The 19570-nt window shown below is 72.4% G+C and carries 16 protein-coding genes; 7 read left to right on the top strand and 9 right to left on the bottom strand.

Annotated features, from left to right (window positions below; genetic code table 11):
• Positions 1 to 1467, top strand: a complete 1467-nt coding sequence (locus tag OHU74_RS33675) for a sensor histidine kinase (protein ID WP_371619431.1) — start codon at positions 1 to 3, stop codon at positions 1465 to 1467.
• A gap of 361 nt (positions 1468 to 1828) precedes the next feature.
• Here the strand turns inward: OHU74_RS33675 and OHU74_RS33670 are convergent, their stop codons facing one another.
• From OHU74_RS33670 to OHU74_RS33640, 7 genes are all read right to left on the bottom strand, one after another.
• Complete coding sequence (locus OHU74_RS33670; RefSeq protein ID WP_371619430.1) at positions 1829 to 2482, bottom strand: hypothetical protein; 654 nt, start codon at positions 2480 to 2482, stop codon at positions 1829 to 1831.
• Positions 2437 to 4257: a DNA/RNA non-specific endonuclease gene (locus OHU74_RS33665; protein WP_371619429.1), complete on the bottom strand. Its 1821-nt coding sequence runs from the start codon at positions 4255 to 4257 to the stop codon at positions 2437 to 2439. The genes OHU74_RS33670 and OHU74_RS33665 overlap by 46 nt, the downstream gene beginning before the upstream one ends.
• Positions 4254 to 5129 (bottom strand): sensor domain-containing protein, encoded by an 876-nt coding sequence (locus OHU74_RS33660; protein WP_371619428.1) that lies wholly within the window; start codon positions 5127 to 5129, stop codon positions 4254 to 4256. The genes OHU74_RS33665 and OHU74_RS33660 overlap by 4 nt, the downstream gene beginning before the upstream one ends.
• 37 nt (positions 5130 to 5166) lie before the next feature.
• Positions 5167 to 5394 carry a hypothetical protein gene (locus tag OHU74_RS33655; protein WP_371619427.1) on the bottom strand — a complete coding sequence of 76 codons (228 nt, stop codon included), beginning with the start codon at positions 5392 to 5394 and terminating at the stop codon, positions 5167 to 5169.
• A gap of 55 nt (positions 5395 to 5449) precedes the next feature.
• Entirely contained in the window at positions 5450 to 7384 is a 1935-nt protein-coding gene (locus OHU74_RS33650) for a hypothetical protein (protein WP_371619426.1), read from the bottom strand.
• A complete protein-coding gene (locus OHU74_RS33645; protein ID WP_371619425.1) occupies positions 7381 to 8223 on the bottom strand; it encodes a protein phosphatase 2C domain-containing protein in 843 nt (280 codons plus the stop codon). Before OHU74_RS33645 ends, OHU74_RS33650 begins: the two co-directional genes overlap by 4 nt.
• Positions 8224 to 8348: 125 nt before the next feature.
• Positions 8349 to 9032 carry a hypothetical protein gene (locus OHU74_RS33640; RefSeq protein WP_371619424.1) on the bottom strand — a complete coding sequence of 228 codons (684 nt, stop codon included), beginning with the start codon at positions 9030 to 9032 and terminating at the stop codon, positions 8349 to 8351.
• 219 nt (positions 9033 to 9251) lie between these two features.
• Here OHU74_RS33640 and OHU74_RS33635 point away from each other — a divergent pair, with 219 nt between their 5' ends.
• The 4 genes from OHU74_RS33635 to OHU74_RS33620 all read left to right on the top strand — a co-directional run bounded on the left by OHU74_RS33635 (position 9252) and on the right by OHU74_RS33620 (position 15742).
• Positions 9252 to 11597: a helix-turn-helix domain-containing protein gene (locus OHU74_RS33635; protein WP_371619423.1), complete on the top strand. Its 2346-nt coding sequence runs from the start codon at positions 9252 to 9254 to the stop codon at positions 11595 to 11597.
• On the top strand, positions 11594 to 12511 hold the full coding sequence (locus tag OHU74_RS33630) for a DUF6801 domain-containing protein (RefSeq protein WP_371619422.1): 918 nt from the start codon (positions 11594 to 11596) through the stop codon (positions 12509 to 12511). Before OHU74_RS33635 ends, OHU74_RS33630 begins: the two co-directional genes overlap by 4 nt.
• A gap of 308 nt (positions 12512 to 12819) precedes the next feature.
• Positions 12820 to 14442, top strand: a complete 1623-nt coding sequence (locus tag OHU74_RS33625) for an alpha/beta hydrolase (protein ID WP_371619421.1) — start codon at positions 12820 to 12822, stop codon at positions 14440 to 14442.
• A gap of 34 nt (positions 14443 to 14476) precedes the next feature.
• Positions 14477 to 15742, top strand: coding sequence for an MFS transporter (locus OHU74_RS33620; RefSeq protein ID WP_371619420.1), 1266 nt, complete (start codon positions 14477 to 14479; stop codon positions 15740 to 15742).
• On the opposite strand, the gene OHU74_RS33615 is transcribed toward OHU74_RS33620, so the two are convergent.
• Positions 15726 to 16388 (bottom strand): response regulator, encoded by a 663-nt coding sequence (locus tag OHU74_RS33615; RefSeq protein ID WP_371619419.1) that lies wholly within the window; start codon positions 16386 to 16388, stop codon positions 15726 to 15728. The two genes, OHU74_RS33620 and OHU74_RS33615, sit on opposite strands and share 17 nt — an antisense overlap.
• Positions 16385 to 17572 (bottom strand): sensor histidine kinase, encoded by a 1188-nt coding sequence (locus OHU74_RS33610; RefSeq protein ID WP_371619418.1) that lies wholly within the window; start codon positions 17570 to 17572, stop codon positions 16385 to 16387. Before OHU74_RS33610 ends, OHU74_RS33615 begins: the two co-directional genes overlap by 4 nt.
• Before the next feature lie 195 nt (positions 17573 to 17767).
• Between OHU74_RS33610 and OHU74_RS33605 the strand changes: the two genes are divergently transcribed.
• Complete coding sequence (locus OHU74_RS33605) at positions 17768 to 18688, top strand: ABC transporter ATP-binding protein (protein ID WP_371619417.1); 921 nt, start codon at positions 17768 to 17770, stop codon at positions 18686 to 18688.
• On the top strand, positions 18685 to 19527 hold the full coding sequence (locus tag OHU74_RS33600; RefSeq protein ID WP_371619416.1) for an ABC transporter permease: 843 nt from the start codon (positions 18685 to 18687) through the stop codon (positions 19525 to 19527). The genes OHU74_RS33605 and OHU74_RS33600 overlap by 4 nt, the downstream gene beginning before the upstream one ends.
• Positions 19528 to 19570 lie beyond the last annotated feature (43 nt).

The following is a 19570-nucleotide window of genomic DNA, read 5'->3' as shown; positions in this document are numbered from 1 at the left end:
ATGGCGCGCTTCTTCGCGGGCCTGTCCCTGCGCTCGCGGCTGGTGGTGCTCTCGATGGTCCTGGTCGCGCTGGGGCTGACCGTCAGTGACACCGTCGTCCTCGGGTCTGTGCGCTCCCAGCTGGTGGGGCGGGTGGACCAGCAGCTCGAACGGTTCGGGGACTCGATGGCGTACCGGGTCCGGTCCGAGGGGATCCCGCAACCGCATCCGGGGCGGGCGGGCGGCGGGCGGGCCTGGCTGCCGAGCCAGTACGTGATGGCGTTCGCCGGTGCCGACGGCACCGTCTCGGACCAGTACCGCCAGCCCGTGACGGCCGGGGATCCGGGCCCGTCGTGGCCCGCGATGGACGGGGCGGGGCTACGGGCCAGGCTGGGGCGGCCGTTCGAGGTTCCGAGCGACCACGGTGACGGCACCTGGTGGGTGCTGATCGTGCCGGTCGGCAGCGAGGACCCCGCGCTGCCCACCGGAGTGGTGGTGGCCGCCCCGCTGGACGACGTGACCTCCACCCTCGACCACCTGGCGACCGCCTTCCGGCTGATCGGCGTGGTGGTGTCGCTGCTGCTCGCGGCGGCCGGCTGGTTCGCCGTACGGGCGGGCCTGCGGCCGCTGCGGCGGATCGAGGAGACCGCGGCGGAGATATCCGCCGGACGACCGCTCTCGCACCGCATGCCGGACGCTTCGCCGCGGACCGAGACCGGAAGGCTGAGCAGCGCGCTCAACGGAATGCTCGCGCAGATCGAGTCGGCCTTCGCGGCCCGCGCCGCGTCCGAGGAGCAGATGCGGCGCTTCGTCGCCGACGCCAGTCACGAGCTGCGCACGCCGCTGGCCGGCATCCGGGGCTTCGCCGAGCTGTACCGGATGGGCGCCCTTCCCGACGAGGCGGACGTCAAACGGACCATGGCCCGGATCGAGAGCGAGGCGGTGCGGCTCGGCGGCCTGGTGGAGGACCTGCTCACGCTGGTCCGCATGGACGAGCAGCGCCCGCTGGAGATCGCTCCGATGGACCTGCGCACCCTGGCGGTGGACGCCCTGCACGACACCCGGGCACTGGATCCGACCCGCGAGGTGGTGCTGACCGGTCCGGGCGGCGTCGGCCTGCCCGGACCCGCTCCGGTCAACGGCGACGAGGCGCGGCTGCGCCAGGTGGTCGCCAACCTGGTCGGCAACGCCGTCGCCCATACGCCGGCGGGTTCGCCGGTACGCATCGGGGTGGGGAGTTCGGGCGGCCACGAGGTGATCGAGGTGGCCGACTCCGGGCCGGGTCTCACCCCGGAGCAGGCCGCCCGGGTCTTCGAGCGGTTCTACCGGGTGGACGCCTCCCGCAGCCGCCAGGCGGGCGGCGGCGCCGGCCTCGGGCTGGCGATCGCCTCCGCGCTGGTCCGGGCGCACGAGGGCGCACTGGAACTGGAGACGACGCCGGGCGGCGGAGCCCTGTTCCGCGTGCGCCTGCCGTCCGCCGGGCACTGACCGGCAACGCTCTGCGAGGGTACGGAATCCTCCCTGTAGGCCGTCGAGCCGGAACTCCTGGAGGAGACCGGCCTGACGGTAGCCCTGGAGCCGCTGACCGTCGTCGACGCGCACGGCCCCGGCGGCCAGGGCGAGGACCGGATCCAGGTCTACCTCGGTGCCTGGGACGGCGACGCCGACGCCCTTCCCTGTCCCGAAGGGATCATGTTCCGCTGGTTCGACATGGACAGTGACCGGGCAATTCCAGGCTTTGGCGGGCAATGGACTTCACCGCCTAATGGGAGCCCCCGGGTCGTGGCCCGCACTCAGCGGGCCACGACCCGGCACCCGAAGGCACCGGGGGCTGCGGACACGCCGGCAGTCATTCCCAAGGGTTGGTCCCCGAGTCCCACGCGGCTTCCTCGTCCTGGTCATGCAGGAATCGCGGCAGGGTGACACCTCGGAGGGAGGTGTCGCTGATCGGCCACTCCTCGAACCCGTCATGCAGCAGTCGGAGCAGGAATTCGGCCATTCCGCCCGGGTACACGGACCAGGCGAGTTCGAAGCGCGAGTACACCGCGACCGGCCACCGGTCGGGATCCGAATCAGCGGCAATCCAGGCGAAGGTGTCGGCCGCGGCTGTCTCTCCCCAGATGAGCAGGTCCTCCAGGCAGTACTCCCCGGCTTGGACGGGAGCAGCCCAGTTGTTCACGGTCGCGTCGGCGAGCGCGTCAGGTGTGAGCGGTGACACCCTGTTCTGATACGACTCTTCAGAAGTGAGGGCGGGAATGCGGATTCCCACCATCTCCTCGATCGAACCGTGGCCGAACAGTGCCACGAAGGCCCGGTAGTCGGCCGGGAAGGGTCGACCGTACACCGTCTCGGCCGCGTTCCAGTCGATGACGTCGCCGCGGGTCGGCCCGATGACCGTAAGTTCCTTCGCGAGGTCCGTCACCACGGCAGGCACCCGGCTCTGTTCGTCGCTCATTTCTACGGTTCCCATTCGGTCGGAGCGTCCTTGCCCATGTTGTGCCACTGCTGGTCCTTCAGGCTGAAGATGTCGTTGGGGACGTAGTTGTCGAACAGTTTCACTGCCCCGACGCCGGGCGTGTACTTGGTGGCCTGCATGTGGAATTGCGTCGGGACCACCCTTGTCCCGTCGTACTCCGGGGTCACGATGTAATGGACGACCGCACCGAGCTCATTGTTCAGCACCTCCCGGACTTCATTCTCGTAGCCGGCCATGTTCCCGGTGTGGTGAGGCGGCGATCCCCCCATGTTCGTGGAGTTCGCCGTACGGGAGCACGTGTCGAGGTTGTCGTAGCTGGTGCCCGAGCCACCGAGCGAACCGGCCAACAGGTGGCAGGCGTTGCGCCAGAACTTGGCAGGCCGGTCGCCGAGGTCGGACGCGTATATCGCCGCCCAGAGGTACGCGGGTGGAGCCACCGTCTTGGTGTCAGTCGTGGTTCCCTTGTTGCTGTCGACGAATTCCTTGGTGAGGCATGCCTCCGCGCCTTGGGCACGGCCGGACCTGTCGACCGGCAGGTACGTGCGCCATCCGCCACCGAACCCGCTCCGGCAGTCGGCGGGATCGGAATCGGGGGACGGCGGGTTCGCGGGGCCGGGCTGGGACGGGCTCGGCGCTTCCTCGACGGACGTGACCTCGTCGACGACCCGCTGCTCGCCGACCTGGTAGACAACGAGCCCGCCGGATGCCAGCACCTCCGGCGCCGGGGCCGGGAGGGCGGCGGCCCCGGGCGCTCGCACCCGCAGCGCCGTGTAGTGCCCGTTGGGCTTGCGGACCAGTCCGTCGTAGGTGACGGACGGGCTGCCGAGCACCGCCGCCTGCTCAGCCGGGAGCCGCCGGACGGCTTCGGGTGTCAAGTACGCAGTGCCCGGGCGGGTGTCGACGGTGGTGCCGTGCTGCTTCGCGTACTGCGTCAGTGCGCCGGCCCGGGGCTGGCGGTAGGGGCTGTCGCCGGTGTCCTCGTCTTGGCCGGTGAGCCGGTTGCCGGCTTGCGGGGCCGGAGTGGGCGCGTCACCACCCTGGTCCATTGCGGCCGCCGGGTTCGACGGAACGGAGGCGAAACTCTGGATCGCCTGCGCCATGTGCGCGAGCAGTTGCTGGCCCCGAGACTGGAGCTGCTGTTCCTTCGTCTTGAGATTGGCGGCCTTCGTGTCGTTGGCCTTGGAGGCGGTGTCGAGCTGGGAGGATCTGGCGTCGACCTGGGAGGCCTCCTGCCGGATCTGGCGCTGCTCGCCCTGGATTTTGTCCTCCACGGCGTTTTCCTGGTTCCGCTTGGACTCCAGTTCGCGTGCCTCGGCGTCGAAGGCAGCGGCCGCGCCCGCCTCCGCGGGCAACTGGAACGTGTGCGGCTTGGCGTTGTGGGCGGCGATCTCACCCTCCACGGCCTTCGCTCGCTCGTTGTGGCCGCTGATCTCCTGGTTCACCGTGGCGACCCTGGCGTTGAGCGCCGCCTTGCTGTCGCGGATGGCGGCGGACTCCTTCGTGATCCGCTCCGCCTCGGCGACCACGTCCTTCTCCTGCTGCGCCAGCTCCGCAGCCTGCCGGTTCGCGTCCTCGATCTCCACCAGCAGGGTCGCCAGGGCGGCCTCGAAACCCCGGGGCGCCACCAGCGGAACGGGAGCGAGCGTGCCCGCCTGCGCCGTCACCGCCACGGCATCGGTCGCCGCGATCGTCTGCGCTCCCGCGGCAACGATCGGCGCCAGGAGCGCTATCAGTACGAGGTGCAGGATCCGGGGGAGCGTCCGCCGGCGGCGCGCGGCCGCCCTGCGCGGGGGCGGGGTCATCCGGTCACCTTCCCGGAGAGCTCGTCGGCGATCTTCGAGGTGGTCGACGCGCCGTCACCGGCCTGACAGACGGCGACCTGCACCAGGCTCGTGGCCTTCACCCGCGCCTGGTGGTAGCAGGCCCAGCCCTTGGCACCGTCCTGGGTCGCCTTCCACGTCACGACGACCGCGAACGGCGCGTGCACCGTGTAGGCCCACTTCGAGGTACGTCCGGCCTGGTCGGTGAGTGTCGAGGACGGGCACTTGGTGAGGCCGTCGGCGAGCGTGCGGAAGGCCGCGGTCGCCTTCTCGCTGTCCGGGAACACGCCGATCACCTGGTTGACGGTGTAGCTGCCCGAGCCTGCGGCGTCCTGGTAGGTCGCCGACAGGAACGCCTTCCACGCCTGCCCGTAGACCGACTGCGTCGTCGGTCCGGCGGCGACAGCGCATTCCGACGGGGTCACGGCGAGCGGGGCGTGGGGCCGGTTCGACTGGGGCCCGGCCACCACCGTCGTTCCGGCCAGTTTGCTGACGCCGTCGGCGCTGAGCAGGTCCGCCTGGACGGTCCCCTCGGCGATGTGCGGTGGGAGGCCCGTCGGTTGTCGCGGCCAGAACCACCACCCGATGCCGGCCAGCAGGAGGCAGGGCACCACCGCGGCCACCAGCAGCCGCCAGTGGCGCAGCACCCCAACTCCCCGGCGCGCTGGCCGCGCCGCGGGCGGCGTCACCGACGCGGCGGGCGGCTGCGCGCCCGGCCCGGCAGCCGGTTGCACGGGCACGGTCGGCGCCGCGCCGCCGCCACGGCCGAGCTGGGGCGGTACCGCGCGTGGCGTCTGCTGCCAGGTGGGCGGCGCCGGTGCGGTCGGGTCCTGGTTCCAGTAGTGCTTCGTCATGACGTCCTCCCGGTCGCGGTGTTCGGGTCAGCGCTCTTCATCGGCTGCACGAGACGGCGAGGACGAACAGCAGGAACAGGACGGCGAGGACGCCGAGGCAGCCAATGCCGCCCTCCGGGTTCTTGGTGTTGGCCTCGACCGTTCCGCCGGGCCGCAGGCCGGGGTGGCGGTCGGTGTAGTGCGTGATCTGCGCCCGCTCGCCCTGGGACTCGGTGCCCCAGGAGGTCTTGAAGCCGCACTCGCCGCACCGGTAGCGGTATGCCATGTCGGATCCTTGAACTTTGTCGGTGGGATGGTGGATCGGTCGCCGCGCGGCGGGGTCAGCGCCAGCGCCAGCAGACGGTGTAGCCGAGATCGGGGAACTCGTTCGAGCGCCAGTAGGTGGAGGCGTCCTGGCCGCAGAACGCGGGGGAGTTCGGCGTGCTGGTGCGTCCGGTGACGTACACGTTGGAGCGGTCGCAGCTGCCGACGTTGGTGAACGTGGAGCCCGACTTGGACAGGCACTCGCGGACGGTGGCGTAGCCCGCGTCATCGGGGAACACCATGGACAGGCACTGCAGGACGTCTTGGTCGGCGCCCTTGGGGCCGGAGACGGTCCGCCACTGGTTGTAGTGCGGCCAGCTGTCGCACTTGGAGTGGTCGCTGGTGCCGCGGTAGATGGCGAGGACCTTGAAGGCGCCGGTCCGGCAGGACAGCAGCGACCACGGGCCCGCGCCGTTCGGCCCGAAGACGCAGTCACCCTGCCGGGCGTGGTACGAGTCTCCGCCGGGACTCTGATAACTGAGGCACAGGACCCGCGAGTAGCGCTTGGAGCTGACGCTCTCGTCGTTACCGGGTACGTTGGCGCAGCCGTCCAGGTCGGTGCTGCCCTCGTTGATCCGGACGACCTTGAACGTCCCGGTGGTGCAGGTGGTCGGAGTGAGGTCGGCGTGACCGTTGGTCCCGGTGTCGAAGAAGCAGTCGCCGACGCCCGCGATGGCGACCGGATCGGTCGGACTCGGGGTGGGCGTGGGTGTCGGGGACGGGGTTCCTGGGCGGGTGCTGCTGAGGGTCGGATCGGGCTGCGGGGTCTGGTACGAACTGCTGGCGGAGCGCGGTGGTTGACTGACCGTCAGCGGGCGACTGCCGGCGGACGAGCGGGCGTCGGCCGGGTGGGAATCGTCACGGTGGGCCACAAACAGCAGCACTGCCACGACGGCGGCCACGACGGCGAGTACCTTGCCGACCCAGGCCGCCGCGCTGCCCACTCCCGCGCCACCCGCTGCCGAACCCGCTGAACCTGCCCCGCTGTTGACGCGCGGTCGCGAGGTAGCCGACCCTGTCGGCGGCTTCGGCTTGGCTCCCCCTGCGCCTTTCGGCCCGCCGCCGGGCTTCAACTTGCTGGCCGACGAGGCCAGTTGCTCGGTCCAGGCAGCGGGCGTCGGCCGGGCGGCCGGGTCCGTCCCGAGCGAGGCACGGGCCAGGGCGCCGAGGGCCGGGTCGATGGCCGCCAGCGCGGCCGGGTCGGTCGAGGCCTGGTCGCGTGCGAAGAGGCGGACGGCGAGCAGGGCGAGCTTGTAGGTGTCGCTGTGCCGGGTCGCCCGTTCCTCTCCGGCGGGGACGTGCCAGTCCGGTGTCTCGGCCTGTGGCAGCACCGTCGCACCGTCGGTGCGGGCTGCGTCGCAGTCGATGAGGAAGCACTCTGGCTGCGGTGTGAGGGTGAAGAGCAGGTTCTTCGGCGAGAGGTCGCCGACGGCGACGCCGAAGCGGTGCAGTCGGTCGAGGGTGGTCGCGAGATCGGCGAGCAACAGGAGCCGGTCCCGGTCGGTGACGGTCAGTCCGATCCCGGCGACGTAGGCGTCCTCGTTGAGGAGGTACTCCAGGGAGGCGAGCCGGGGCGAGCCCTGGTTGCCGGTCGCCAGGGTCCGGAGCGTGAAGCGGAAGCGGTCGGGGACGGCCCGCATCAGGAACCCGCACGTCTGTCCGTCGCGCCGGACCACGGCGGCCGGCCAGGCGGTCTTCTCGCACAGCCAGCGCCCCTGTTCGCCGGTCAGCCGTCCGGGCAGCGCGACCGCGGCGGCCAGCGCGGCGGCGTCCACCTGCGGCAGCACCGCGGGGGCGTACTCCTTGTAGACAACCTCCCAACCGCCGTCGGCCGCCGACTCGTTGATGCGCTTGTTGCGCACCCGGTGGACCGATCCCTGACCTCCTCGGCCGAGTTCCCCGTCCAGGGCCAGCGTGGCGAACTCGACCGGGGCGGCCGGCCGCGTGCTCACCTCGCCCCCTCGGCCCGGGGCCAGATCGCGAGCAGGGTGCGGTCGTCGTCGAAGGTCTCCCGGGTGAAGTCCAACACGTGGCCGAGCCACAATGGCGGCGGCGGCGAGGCGAGTTGACGGGCGAATAGCTCCCCGACCCGGCCGTCGCCCTCGCCGAGCGGGTCGCCGAACCCGTCGGTGCCGACCAGCAGCGTCCACGGCTCGGCCAGCCGTCCGACGGCGGTCTCCGGCCGGTCGGGGACCAGGGGAAGCGGGGAGACCTCGTTGCTGACCAGCGGCGTGCCCGGTACGACCTTGCCGCCGAACAGCGGGTGATAGCCGCCGCCGGCCCGGTCGAGGAGCCACGCCCCGGAGTCGCCGATCCGGAACACTTCGGTCTCCAGGACGTCACCCGCGGCACGGACCACCCCCGCCACCAGGGTGGTCGCGTACAGCCGGGCCACCTCGGCCGCCTGCGGCGCGGCGATGCCGAGCCGCCACCGCGCCAGTTCGCGCAGCCGTTCCGCGGCGTGGGCCGCGACGTCGGCGCCGTCCAGCCGCTCCGCGCCCCGGTCGAGCAGGTGCAGGATTCGCTCGACGGCGGCCCGGCACGCCTCGATGGCGCCCTGGTGGGACTCGGCTGCGCTGGACACCCCGTCGGCGACCGCGAAGACGATGCTGCCGGTGGCCTCGTGCACGGCGGCGCGAGCCGCGTCCTGGCGCGGCTGCCGGTAGTAGCGGTGCTTGGCGCCGCGGACCGAGGCGAACCGCAGGGTGAGCCGGTCGGTGGACCAGCCCTCGCACTCGCTGTCGGGGAAGTCGAAGGCGTACTGGCTGGGCGGCCGGGCCTCGAACTCCAAGCCCGGCACATCCACGGTGATCCGCTGCCAAGGCACCGGGGGCGGCCCGGTCATCGGGGGCGGCCCGGCGGGCCTCGGGGGCGCCGCCGGTGGCACGGGGTCCGGGTCGCCCCGGCGAGCGGACGTCACCGGCCGACCTCGTCGATGGCCATGGTGAACTGGTCGGGCCGGTTCACCACCAGCTGCGGGTTGGCCGAGTTCAGGGCGTGTCCGGAGGCCACCAGGCTCATGGTGAGCGAGTGGAAGAACTCCGAGATCGCCCGGCCGACGTCGGTTCCGGACTTGGCGAGGAAGGCGAACTCGGGGCGGGTCGCGACGTCGACCATGGTCTGCGCCCGGGCGTCGCCGAGACCGCAGGCGATGATGTTCGGCGCGGTCGGCGTGCGGTCCCGGTCGACCAACTCCGCGTGCGGCGCGCGCCAGGACGAGCCGTCGGTGGGCTGACCGTCGCTGAGCAGGAAGACCACCGGGCGGTGCACCCGGTAGCCCTCGCCGCGCAGCCACTTCACGTCGCCGGGGATCCGTTGCAGCAGGTCCTCGAAGACGGCCCGGTAGTTGGTCACCCCGCGGATCACCAGCCTGGGCACCGTGGTCTCAGTGCGCATGTCCGCCACCGCGAGCCGGACCTGGACGTCGTCGGAGAAACCCAATACGGCCAGCCGGAGCTTGGCCGCGACCATCGGCTCCGCCCGCAGCCCCTCGCACAGCGACGCCACTCCGTCCCCCAGCTCATGCTGGTACGGCGCCATCGAGCCCGACTCATCGGCCACCACATAGGCCGGCAGCAGGACGCCCCTCGTCTCCGCCATCGCAAACACCGCCTCCCTCAAGTTCACGCAACTGGTGTCGCGGACGGGTCGGACCGGGCCGATCAACGAGGTGCGCCGGGGGCCGCGGAACCGGTTGTCCACACCGCCGATGCTGGCGTCGCGTCAGGCAAACGCACAGGTCACAGCGCCGGTCATATATGACCGGTCGTCAGAGGTAGGCTCGCCCCTGTATTCGAATCCTCGGGGGAAGGGCGGGGCGTGGCGCAGACGCTCGGAGCACTGGTACGCCAGTTACGCAAGCAGGCCGGTCTGACGCAGTTCCAGATCGCCGAGCGGGCAGGGCTCGGCGAGAGCACCGTCCGCCGGATCGAGACCGACCGATCCTTCGACCACCGGCTCGGCACCATCAACCGCATCGCGGACGCGCTCGACGCCAGCCCTGAGGACCGGCGCCGACTGAGCGCCCTCGGCGGCGGCACCGGCCCGGCCGCGCCGGAAGCCCCAACGCTCCCACCGGAACCACTGCCACCGCCCCGGGACCACGGCCCGCTCGCCGACGCCGCCGAGGAGCTGGCCCGCGAGAGCCGGCAGCGCTGGCGCCGCGAGGAGGCCCAGCACCGGGTTCACCACCCGTTCGCGCTGCCGGTGCGCTGGCAGCAGGTGCCAGCGGGGGTGGCCGACCAGTCGGCGAACGCCCACCTGCTGGCCCCCGGCGAGGCCCGCACCGAACCGGACCTCAGCGGCGACCTGAGGCGAGTCGCCGAGATCTACCGACGCATACCGTCCGGCCGGCTGGTGGTCCTCGGCCGTGCCGGATCGGGCAAGTCGATCCTGGCCGTCCGGTTCGCCCTCGACCTGCTGGACGCCCGCACCCGCAACGAACGGGTACCGGTGATCTTCAGCCTCGGCGCCTGGGACCCGACCACCGTAGCGCTGCGCGACTGGCTGATCGGCCGGCTGCTGCGCGACTACCCACACCTGGCCCGGCGGGTCCCCAGCGGCAAGACACTGGCCGCGGACCTGCTCGACGACGACCTCGTCCTCCCCGTCCTCGACGGATTCGACGAACTTGCCGAAGACCTGCGTGCCCCGGCCCTCGAAGCACTCAACCTCTCCCGGCTGCCGCTCGTCCTGACCAGCCGGCACGCCGAATTCACCGCCGCCGTCCGAGAGGCGCACGCCCCCCTAGCCGCCGCCGTCGTCCTGGAACTGCGCGACCTCGACCTCGACGACCTGCGCGGCTACCTGCCCCGGACCGACCCGGCCTTCCCCGGTCCCGCCGACACCGACGGGCAGGGTACGACCTGGGAGGCCGTCCTCGACCCCGCACGGACAGCGGCGAGCGCCGGCCGCGCAAACCTCGCCGCCGCCCTGCGCACCCCGCTGATGATCGCCCTCGCCCGCACCATGTACAGCGACCGCCCTGAACGGCGGCCGGGCGAACTCCTGGACACCGCCCGCTTCCCCGACCCCGAGGCGATCGAGGAGCACCTGCTGGCCGGGTTCGTCCCCGCCGTCTATCGGCCCCGTCCCACCGAACGGCTCGACACCACGCGCCGCCGGTCCGGATCGTGGGACGCGGAACGCGCCGAACGCTGGCTCGGACACCTCGCCGACCACCTGACCCGGCTCGGCCGCGAACGGCAGGACCTCACCTGGTGGGAGGTCGGCACCGGCATGAGCCGCCTCTCGCGCACCGTGATCATCGCCGTCCTGTCCGGCGTCGCCTTCGGCGTCACCACTGCGGTCGGCAACCTTCCCGTCGACCTGGTCGCCACCACGCACAGTTTCCGGTTCGCCGCCGTCCGCGGCCTGCTGGTCGGCGTCCTGCACGGCCTCGCCGCCGGTGCGATCTTCGGGCTCGTCTACTGGCACGCCTCCGCGCGTGCCGCCCTCAGACCCTCGCCGGTCCGCATGCGGCTCGGCATCGGCACGCCGACAACCCGCCGCAACGCCCGCACCCGGTTCCTGATCGGCCTCGGCTGTGGAGCGGCCGGAATGGCACTGCTCATCCTGGTCGACGAAGGCATCGTGGCCCCGCTCGGCCTCGCCGACGGACAGGGTGCCGGCCTCGCCGCCGGGCTTGTGTTCGTTGTGCCGATCGCCCTCTCGATCGGGCTGGTATTCGGCCTGATCGCCCTGTTCGAGGCCCCGGTCCGCACCGAATCCGTGGTCAGTCCCGCCGACTTGCTGCACATCGACCGCCGCAACGTTGCCTACCGCCTACTCACCTGGGCGCTCGTCCTCGGCATCGGCGTCGGCCTGGTCAACGGCATCGTGTACGGGCCGCTGCGCGGCTTCGAGGTCGGCCTGGTGTTCGGGCTGGAGGGCGCCTTCGGCGCCGGGCTCGGCTACGGACTCAGCCTGACCGCGTGGGGCCAGTGGGTGGCACTGGCCCGCATCTGGCTGCCGCTCACGGGGCAACTGCCCTGGGCGCTGATCGCCTTCCTGGACGACGCCCACCAGCGCGGCGTGCTCCGCCAGGTCGGCGCGGTCTATCAGTTCCGCCACGCCCGGATCCAGAGCCACCTGAGCCGAAGTCACCAGCAGCGCCACGGCCGCGGACAGCGCCGACGCGACCACTCGACGGAAGGGGCACGATGAGCACCGAATCCCGTACGCACCGCCCGAGCAGGCGCACTCGGCGCGCGGCCGTTGCCGCAACCGCCCTCGTCAGCGCCGTCGCCACTGCTCCCGCGGCCGCTCGGCCCGCCACCCCCACCCTGCACTACACCTGCGTCTTCCCGACCATCGGCGGACAGGCCATCACCGCCAGGATCTCCGCGGACATCCCGGCCACCCTGCCGGTCGGCGAGTCCAGCCCCGCCTTCGCCGTCCATGCTGCCGCCACCGTCGAGGCCTCCTTCACGCTCGGCCTGCGCTACGTCCTCGGGGTACGCACCATCGAAGGCTCAGTCGACGCCGACACACGTGTGCTCACCCCGCAGGGCGCCACCGCCGTCCCGGCCCACCTCACCATCACCCGCACCGCCGTCCCCGCTTCAGGCGCCTTCGAAATCCCCGCCACCGGCAACGCGCCCCGGCTCTCCTTCACCCGCCCCGGCACCGGACGCGTGACCGCCGGCAACTTCACCCTCCACCTCGTGCCCAAGGACGCCGACGGCAATCTGGCCGGGCCCGGCCGGGTCGACGTCCCCTGCACCCTGGACGCAGGCCAGGACGACACCGTCGCACCCTTCGAGGTCACCCCCGCGAAAGCCTCTCCCACTCCATCCCCCACGGCCCCTCCGGCCGCCCCGGCCCCATCCTCCGCAAGCCCGGCCACGACCCCGCCGGGAACAGACGCCTTCGCCGTCGCAAGCCCCGCCTCAGCCAGCATCACCCCGCTGACATCCGCTCCCACCACAACCGACGCCCTGCGGGCGCCAACCGCTCACCTGCGGGGCGCCAGCCTGGTCACCGCCGCGATCGCCGCAGCCATGGCCGCTGCCATCGCCGCTGCCACCGTCCTCCACCGGCGATCCAAACGCCGTGGAGCATCCGAGCCCTCAGCCTGACCATCCGCGATACTCGGCCAAACCCGGCCCGACGAATGCTGCCGTTGTCGGAGCGCGCCGATTGCCCACGCAGCATCGTCGCCTGCACCCGGACCGCGATCGAGGCGATCGGCCACGGTCGGGCGTACTCCGAGATGGGCTGGACCTGACCCCCACCAAGGCCGGGGCGAGCCCACGACCAGGGCCACCGACCGGGGCGCGTACACCCCTGGTGGTAGGAGAAATCAACTCCCCGGGGGCCGACAAGTGCGGCGGTCGGTGGTTACGTTGTCGCACGTTCGGCCACACCCATGACGGAGGACCACCGCATGCAGAGCCGTTTAGCCGATGACCCCCGCAAGCGGATGACCTGGGGGATATCCCTCGTTCTGATCGCGGTCACCGCGCTGCTCGGGGGCGCGCCCGGGGCCGCGACGGCCGCTGCCCCGGGTGCCCCGCCCGTTCCCGCCCTGTCCTGGGGTCCCTGCGACGGGGCGGACCCCGGCGGTCCGGGGGACGGCTTCGAGTGCGCGACCGCCCAGGTGCCGCTGGACTACCGCCGGCCCGCCGGGCGTACGATCCCGCTCGCGGTCACGCGGCGGCTCGCGGCCGACCGGGCCCACCGCACCGGCGTCCTGGTCCTGCACCCCGGCGGGCCCGGCAACTCCGGTGTGGACTTCGCCCGCAACAGCTACGAAGCGCTCCCCGCCTCCCTGCGCGACTCCTTCGACGTCGTCGGGTACGACATGCGCGGCGTGAAGCGCAGCGGACAGGTGGAGTGCTGGAACGACGCCGAGTACTCCGCCGCCGTGGACGCCGCGCGCGGGGTGCCGGGGCCGGGAGCCCTGCAGACCGCCGTCCGGCAGGGCCGGGAGTTCGGCGCCGCCTGTCAGGCACGCTCCGCGGACCTCGTGCCGTTCATCGGCACCGCGTCGAACGCCAAGGACCTCGACCTGCTGCGCCAGGCCCTGGGCGAGGAGACGCTCACCTTCTACGGCCGTTCCTTCGGCAGTTACGTCGGCACCGTCTACGCCGCGCAGTTCCCCCGGCGCGTGCGCGCCATGGTGCTGGACGGGGCCTACGATCCGCGTCGCTACGCCGATGTCCCGTACGCGTACGACGGCGGGCAGTTCGTCGCCCTGGACGCGGCGGTCGGCCGGTTCCTCGACTGGTGCGCGCAGAACGCCACCGCGTGCGGATTCGGTGACGGCCGGCCGCGGGAGGCCTTCGAGCAGCTCAAGCGGGCGCTGGACGCGGACCCCGTCATCACCGCGAGCGGACGCCCTGCCACTGGATACACGCTCGCCTACCGGCTGATGTTCAACATCAACTCCGGCAAGGAGGTCTGGCCCTACCTGGGGCAGGCCCTGCGGGCGGCCCAGGCACACCAGGGTTCGTTCCTGCTGTCGCCGCCCTCGCCCGCGTCCTTCGACTTCCTCAACGTCAACATGGCCGTCGAGTGCGCCGACCGCGTCTATCCGACCAGCCGGCTGCTCCTGGACGCGGTGGTCGGCGTGCATGTCGCCTCCGCTCCGCTGCTGGGACCCCCCATCGGCCTCGGGCCGCCCACCTACGACCACAATCACGCTCCCACCTGCGCCCAGTGGCCGGCGGAGCGTCCGAGCCGCTACGAGGGTTCCTACCGGGCGGCCGGTTCCGCCCCGATCCTGGTCCTGGGTACGACCGGGGACCCGGACACCCCGTACCAGGACGCGGTGGCCCTGGCCGGGACGCTGGACAGCGGACGGCTGCTGACCTTCGCGGCTGAGGGCCACACCGGCTACAACCGGAGCGCCTGTGTCAGCGCCCTGGTCGACGACTACCTCGCCACCCTGGCGCTGCCGGCCCGGGGTACGGTCTGTGCGGACGAGACGCCCCCCGAACCGCTCACCCGCCGCACCACGGGCGTCGAGGTGGACGAGACGCAGGATGTGATCCCCGTGCTGCGTTGACGGCGTCCGCGCGAGAGGGCGGGACAGGGTGGGCTTGGTGGGCGGACGTTCGCTGGGGCGGCAGTTCGGATGGCTCTGGGCGGCGTACGCGGTCAGCACGCTCGGTACCTGGATCGCCTTCGACGCGTTCCCCCTGATCGCGATCCTCGTCCTGCACGCCGGGACGACCCAGGTATCGGCCCTGGCGGCCGCGGGGCTGGCGGTCGGCGCCGTGGTGGCGCTGCCGCTCGGCCCGTGGGTGGAGTTCCGCCGCAAGCGGCCGGTGATGATCGCGATGGACCTGGTCCGCTTCGCGGCGCTGATGAGCGTGCCCGCGGCGTTCGCCTTCGGCCTGCTGGGCTTCGCCCAGCTCCTGGTCGTGGCGGTCGTCGTCGGCGCGGCCGACATCGCCTTCACCGCGGCCAGCGGCGCCTGCGTGAAGGCGCTCGTCCCGCCGCAGGACCTGATCGTCGCGAACGGGCGGTTCGAGTCCACGACCTGGACCGCCACCCTGCTCGGACCCCCGCTCGGCGGTGCGGCGATCGCGGTACTGGGCCCGGTGACGACCGTGGTCGCCAACGCGGTGAGCTACCTGCTCTCGGCCGTGGGGATCCGGGCGATCGGCGGCGCCCCCGAGCCGGATCCCGCTCCCGCCGGAGCGCGGCCGCGGCTGCGGGCCGGGGACCTGTTCGCCGGGTGGCGCTACATCCTGGCCGACTCCGCGCTGCGCCCGCTGTTCGCGAACACCGTGCTGGTCAGCGGTCTGATCATGGCGACCATGCCGGTGCTCGCCGTCCTCATGCTCGGCCGCCTGGGCTTCGCGCCCTGGCAGTACGGCCTCGCCTTCGCCGTGCCCTGCGTCGGCGGGCTGGTCGGCGCACGGCTGTCGCCCCGGCTCGTCGCACGGTTCGGGCAGCACGCGGTCATGCGCACGGCGGGAACGCTCCGGGCCTGCTGGTCGCTCGGGCTGGCTTTCGTCGGCCCGGGGACGACCGGGCTCGTCCTCGTCATGCTGATCGAGTTCGGGCTGATCACCTGCATGGGCGTCTTCAACCCGGTGTTCGCCACCTACCGCCTGAAGCGGACCCCGACGGACCGGGTCGCCCGTACCCTCTCCGCCTGGTCCATCACCAGCAAGGCCTCGATCGCCGTGCTGACCGCGCTGTGGGGACTGCTGGCCGCCGCCACCAGCCCGCGCACCGCCATCGCGATCGCCGGTCTGCTCATGCTGGCGACCCCGCTGCTGCTCCCCCGCCGCGATGACGGGGCCGAGCACGAGCGGGAGCCGGGGGCCGGGAGCACCGTCAGCGGGGCAGCGTGACCAGCCCCGCCTCGTAGGCGGTGATCACGAGCTGGACCCGGTCCCGGGCGTCCAGTTTGGTGAGCAGCCGCGATACGTGGGACTTGGCGGTGGCCACCGAGATGAAGAGGTCCTCCGCGATCTCGGTGTTCGACCGGCCGCGTCCCACGAGGGCCAGCACCTCGCGTTCCCGCTCGGTGATCCCCTCGACCGTCCGCGGGGTGCGCTCCGGGGCGGCCGCGGGCCGTCCGGCGAACTCCGCGATCAGGCGGCGCGTCACCCCCGGCGCGATCAGTGCGTCCCCGGCGGCGACCACGCGGACCGCCGCGAGGATGTCGTCGAGCGCCATGTCCTTGACCACGAAGCCGCTCGCGCCGGCGCGCAGCGCACCGTAGACGTGGTCGTCCTCGTCGAAGGTGGTCAGGACGAGGACGCGGGCCGTCGCCGGAGAGGCGGTGATCAGGCGGGTGGCCTCGATCCCGTCCATTTCGGGCATCCGGATGTCCATCACGACGACGTCGGGGTCGAGTTCGGCGACGAGCCTGACCGCCTCGGAGCCGTTGGCAGCCTCGCCGACGACTTCCAGGTCGGGGTGGTCGGCCATGAGCACGCGCATGCCGGAGCGCACCAGCGGCTGGTCGTCGGCGAGTACGATCCGGATGGTCATCGGGCCTCCACTGAAACGGCTACGGGCGCGGGTGCGGGTGCGGGCAGGGGCAGCCTGGCCGCCACCCGGAAGCCGCCCTCGGGGCGCGTCCCGGTGGTGAGCCGGCCGTGCAACAGGGCGACCCGCTCGCGCATGCCCACGATGCCGAAGCCGTGGGCCGGGCCGTGCTCGGTGGCACCGCGCCCGTCGTCGACGATCTCCACGGACAGTTCCCGGTCCCCGTACTCGATGGCCACCCGGCAGAGCCCGGTGCCCGCGTGGCGGACCACGTTGGTCAGCGCCTCCTGGACGATACGGTAGGCCGACAGGTCGATGTCGGCCGGCAGCGGGCGCTGTTCCCCACTGCGGTGCACGTCGACGCTGACGCCGGCGTCCGCCGTCGCCGCCGCCAGCCGGTCGAGGTCCGCCAGACCGGGCGAGGGCGCGAGCGGTGCCCGCCCCGAGTCCTCGGCGTCCGGGTCGGCCTGACGCAGCGCCATCAGGGTCCGCCGGAGGCCCGCCAGGGTCTCCCTGCTGGTGGCTTCGATGGCGCGCAGCGCTTCCCCGGCCTCCTCGGGCTGGGTCCGGATGACCCGGCTGCCCACCCCGGCCTGGATGGCGATGATGCCGATGCTGTGCGCGACCATGTCGTGCAACTCCCGGGCGATCCGCAGCCGTTCGGCGACGACCGCCTCGGCCACCTCCTGTGCGCGCAGCGCCACCGCGTGCTCGCGGCGCTCGCGGATCAGCAGACCGGCCGTGCAGGCGGCGGCCACCGCCAGGACGGCGATCACGAGGTTGGCGGTCAGGCCGTCACCGTGTGCGAAGCCGGCGACGAGGAGCAGTTGGACGAGGAGGGAGGCGGATACGGCGACGGTCGAGACCTGCCGCGCGCGGGTGGCGACGATGAGGCCCAGGACGAGGTCCACCGCAAGGAAGGACAGGAACTGGCCCTGGTACGAGGCGGACAGATCCACACGGGCGGTGCTCGGAGGCCCCACCACCACGGCGGTGGATCCGAGGATCGCGAGGGCCAGGGCCAGGATCGGCGCGCGTCGCAGGACGCCGAGGAGCAGGCTCGCCACCAGGAGTGCCACGATGCCGTGGACCGTGCCCGATGCCCCCGGCGCACCTCCGATCAGCAGACCCACCGCGAGGACGTAAAGGGCACCTCCCGCCCAGGCCGTGAGGTTCGTTCTCGTCATCGCAGGTGCGCCCTCTCACGAGGAGCGATGCGGGCGGGCCGCGGGGTGGTCGGTATGGCATCCATCCCGCGACACTATCCAGCCACCGGCCCCGCGGCGTCGTCCCGGGGGCGTACGCCCACGGACTAACCGGGCCCCGCGATTGCCGCCCACGGCCCCATGACCGGCCTCGGCCCTCCCGGCAGTGTTGTCCACATGATCGAAGTACAGGAACTCACCAAGCGCTACGGCGGCAAGACCGCCGTCGACCAGCTGTCCTTCACCGTGCGGCCGGGGCAGGTCACCGGTTTCCTCGGCCCCAACGGGGCGGGAAAGTCCACCACGTTGAGGATGATCCTCGGCCTGGAGGCGCCCAGCGGCGGCGCCGCCACCGTCAGCGGGGTCCCCTTCCGCAGCCACTCCCGCGGACTGCGGCACGTCGGCGCCCTCCTCGACGCCGGCCAGGTCCACGGCGGACGCACCGCCACGGCCCATCTGTCGGCCCTGGCGCGCAGCAACGGAATCTCCCCGCGCCGGGTGGCGGAGGTCCTGCACGAGGTGGGCCTGGCCGAGGTGGCGGGCCGCCGCATCGGCGGGTACTCGCTCGGCATGAAGCAGCGGCTGGGGGTGGCCACCGCCCTGCTCGGCGATCCGCCGGTGCTGATGTTCGACGAGCCGGTCAACGGCATGGACCCGGAGGGCGTGCTCTGGATGCGCCGCCTCTTCCGGCGCCTGGCGGCCGAGGGACGCACCGTCTTCCTCTCCAGCCACCTGATGTCGGAGATGGAGAACACCGCCGACCAGCTCGTGGTCATCGGCCGGGGCAAGCTCATCGCAGCCGAGTCGGTACGGGAGTTCGCGGCCCGCAGCACCCACCTCGGTGTGGTGGTGGGCACGCGGCAGGCGGCCGAGCTGACCGCGGTGCTGAGCGCCGCGGGGGCCTCGGTCGAGCCGGAGGGATCGGCGGGCGCCGAGAAGCTCGCCGTGACCGGCCTCCCCTCGGAGCGGATCGCCGTACTCGCCTTCGAGAACGGGATCCTGCTGAGCGAACTCACCACCCGGGCGGCCTCGTTGGAAGAGGCCTTCATGGAACTCACCGCCGACAGCGTCGAATACCAGGCAGGACAGCCCCGATGACCACACTCGCCTCCTCCCCCGCCACCGCGACCGCCTCGGCCGGCTCCCCCGCCGAGCCGCCCGCCGCCCGGTTCCGCGATCTGATCGCCTCCGAGTGGATCAAGACGCGGTCCCTGCGCTCCACCCCGTGGGTCCTGGCGTTCATCACCCTGTTCGTCATCGGGTCCGCCGCCGTGGCCACGCTCTCCGACAAGGCCGCGGGCTCCGAACCCGGCAGTTTCCTGGCCTACGACTCCTTCTCGTCGCCCGGTTACATGACGCTGATCCTCGTCGCCGGAACCATGGGAGCCCTCGGCGTGGTGAGCGAGTACGGCAGTGGGCTGATCCGCACCACCTTCGCGGCCGTCCCCGACCGCGGTGCGGTCGTCCTCGCCAAAGCGGTCGTCACCGCCGCGCTGTGGACCGCGGTCGGCACGGTCGCCTCCCTGGGTTCCTTCCTGGTCTCCCAGGCCGTCCTGAACGGGCACGACGCCGCGGCTTCGATCACCCACCCCGACGTGTTCCGGCCGCTGGTGGCATCCGCGCTGCTGGCTCCGGTGTGTGCCCTGACCGGCCTGGGCCTCGGCATTCTGCTCCGGCACGCCGCCGGGACGATGCTCGCGGCCGTCTTCGCCCTGCTGATGCTGCCCACCATGTTCTCGGAGAGCAACCGCTGGTCGGCCGACATCAGGCACGCGATGGTCTCGGCCGCCTGGACCCGCCTCGTCCAGACCTGGGAGCCCGATCCCGGATCCCTGGGCTACAGCGCCACGCTCCCCGGCTGCTGGATCGTGTTCGCCCTCTGGCCGCTGATCGCCGTCGCCCTCGCCGTGGTCGTCGTCAGGCGCCGCGACGTGTGAAAAAGCGGGGCGAGGCCACCGCTCTCACGCCTTGAGGCAAAAC

Origin of the sequence: Streptomyces sp. NBC_00454 (genome assembly GCF_041434015.1) — a bacterium.
Lineage (GTDB): Bacteria > Actinomycetota > Actinomycetes > Streptomycetales > Streptomycetaceae > Streptomyces.
The sequence above is the reverse complement of the archived record's forward strand: the minus strand, read 5'-3'. Positions and strand labels throughout refer to the sequence as shown.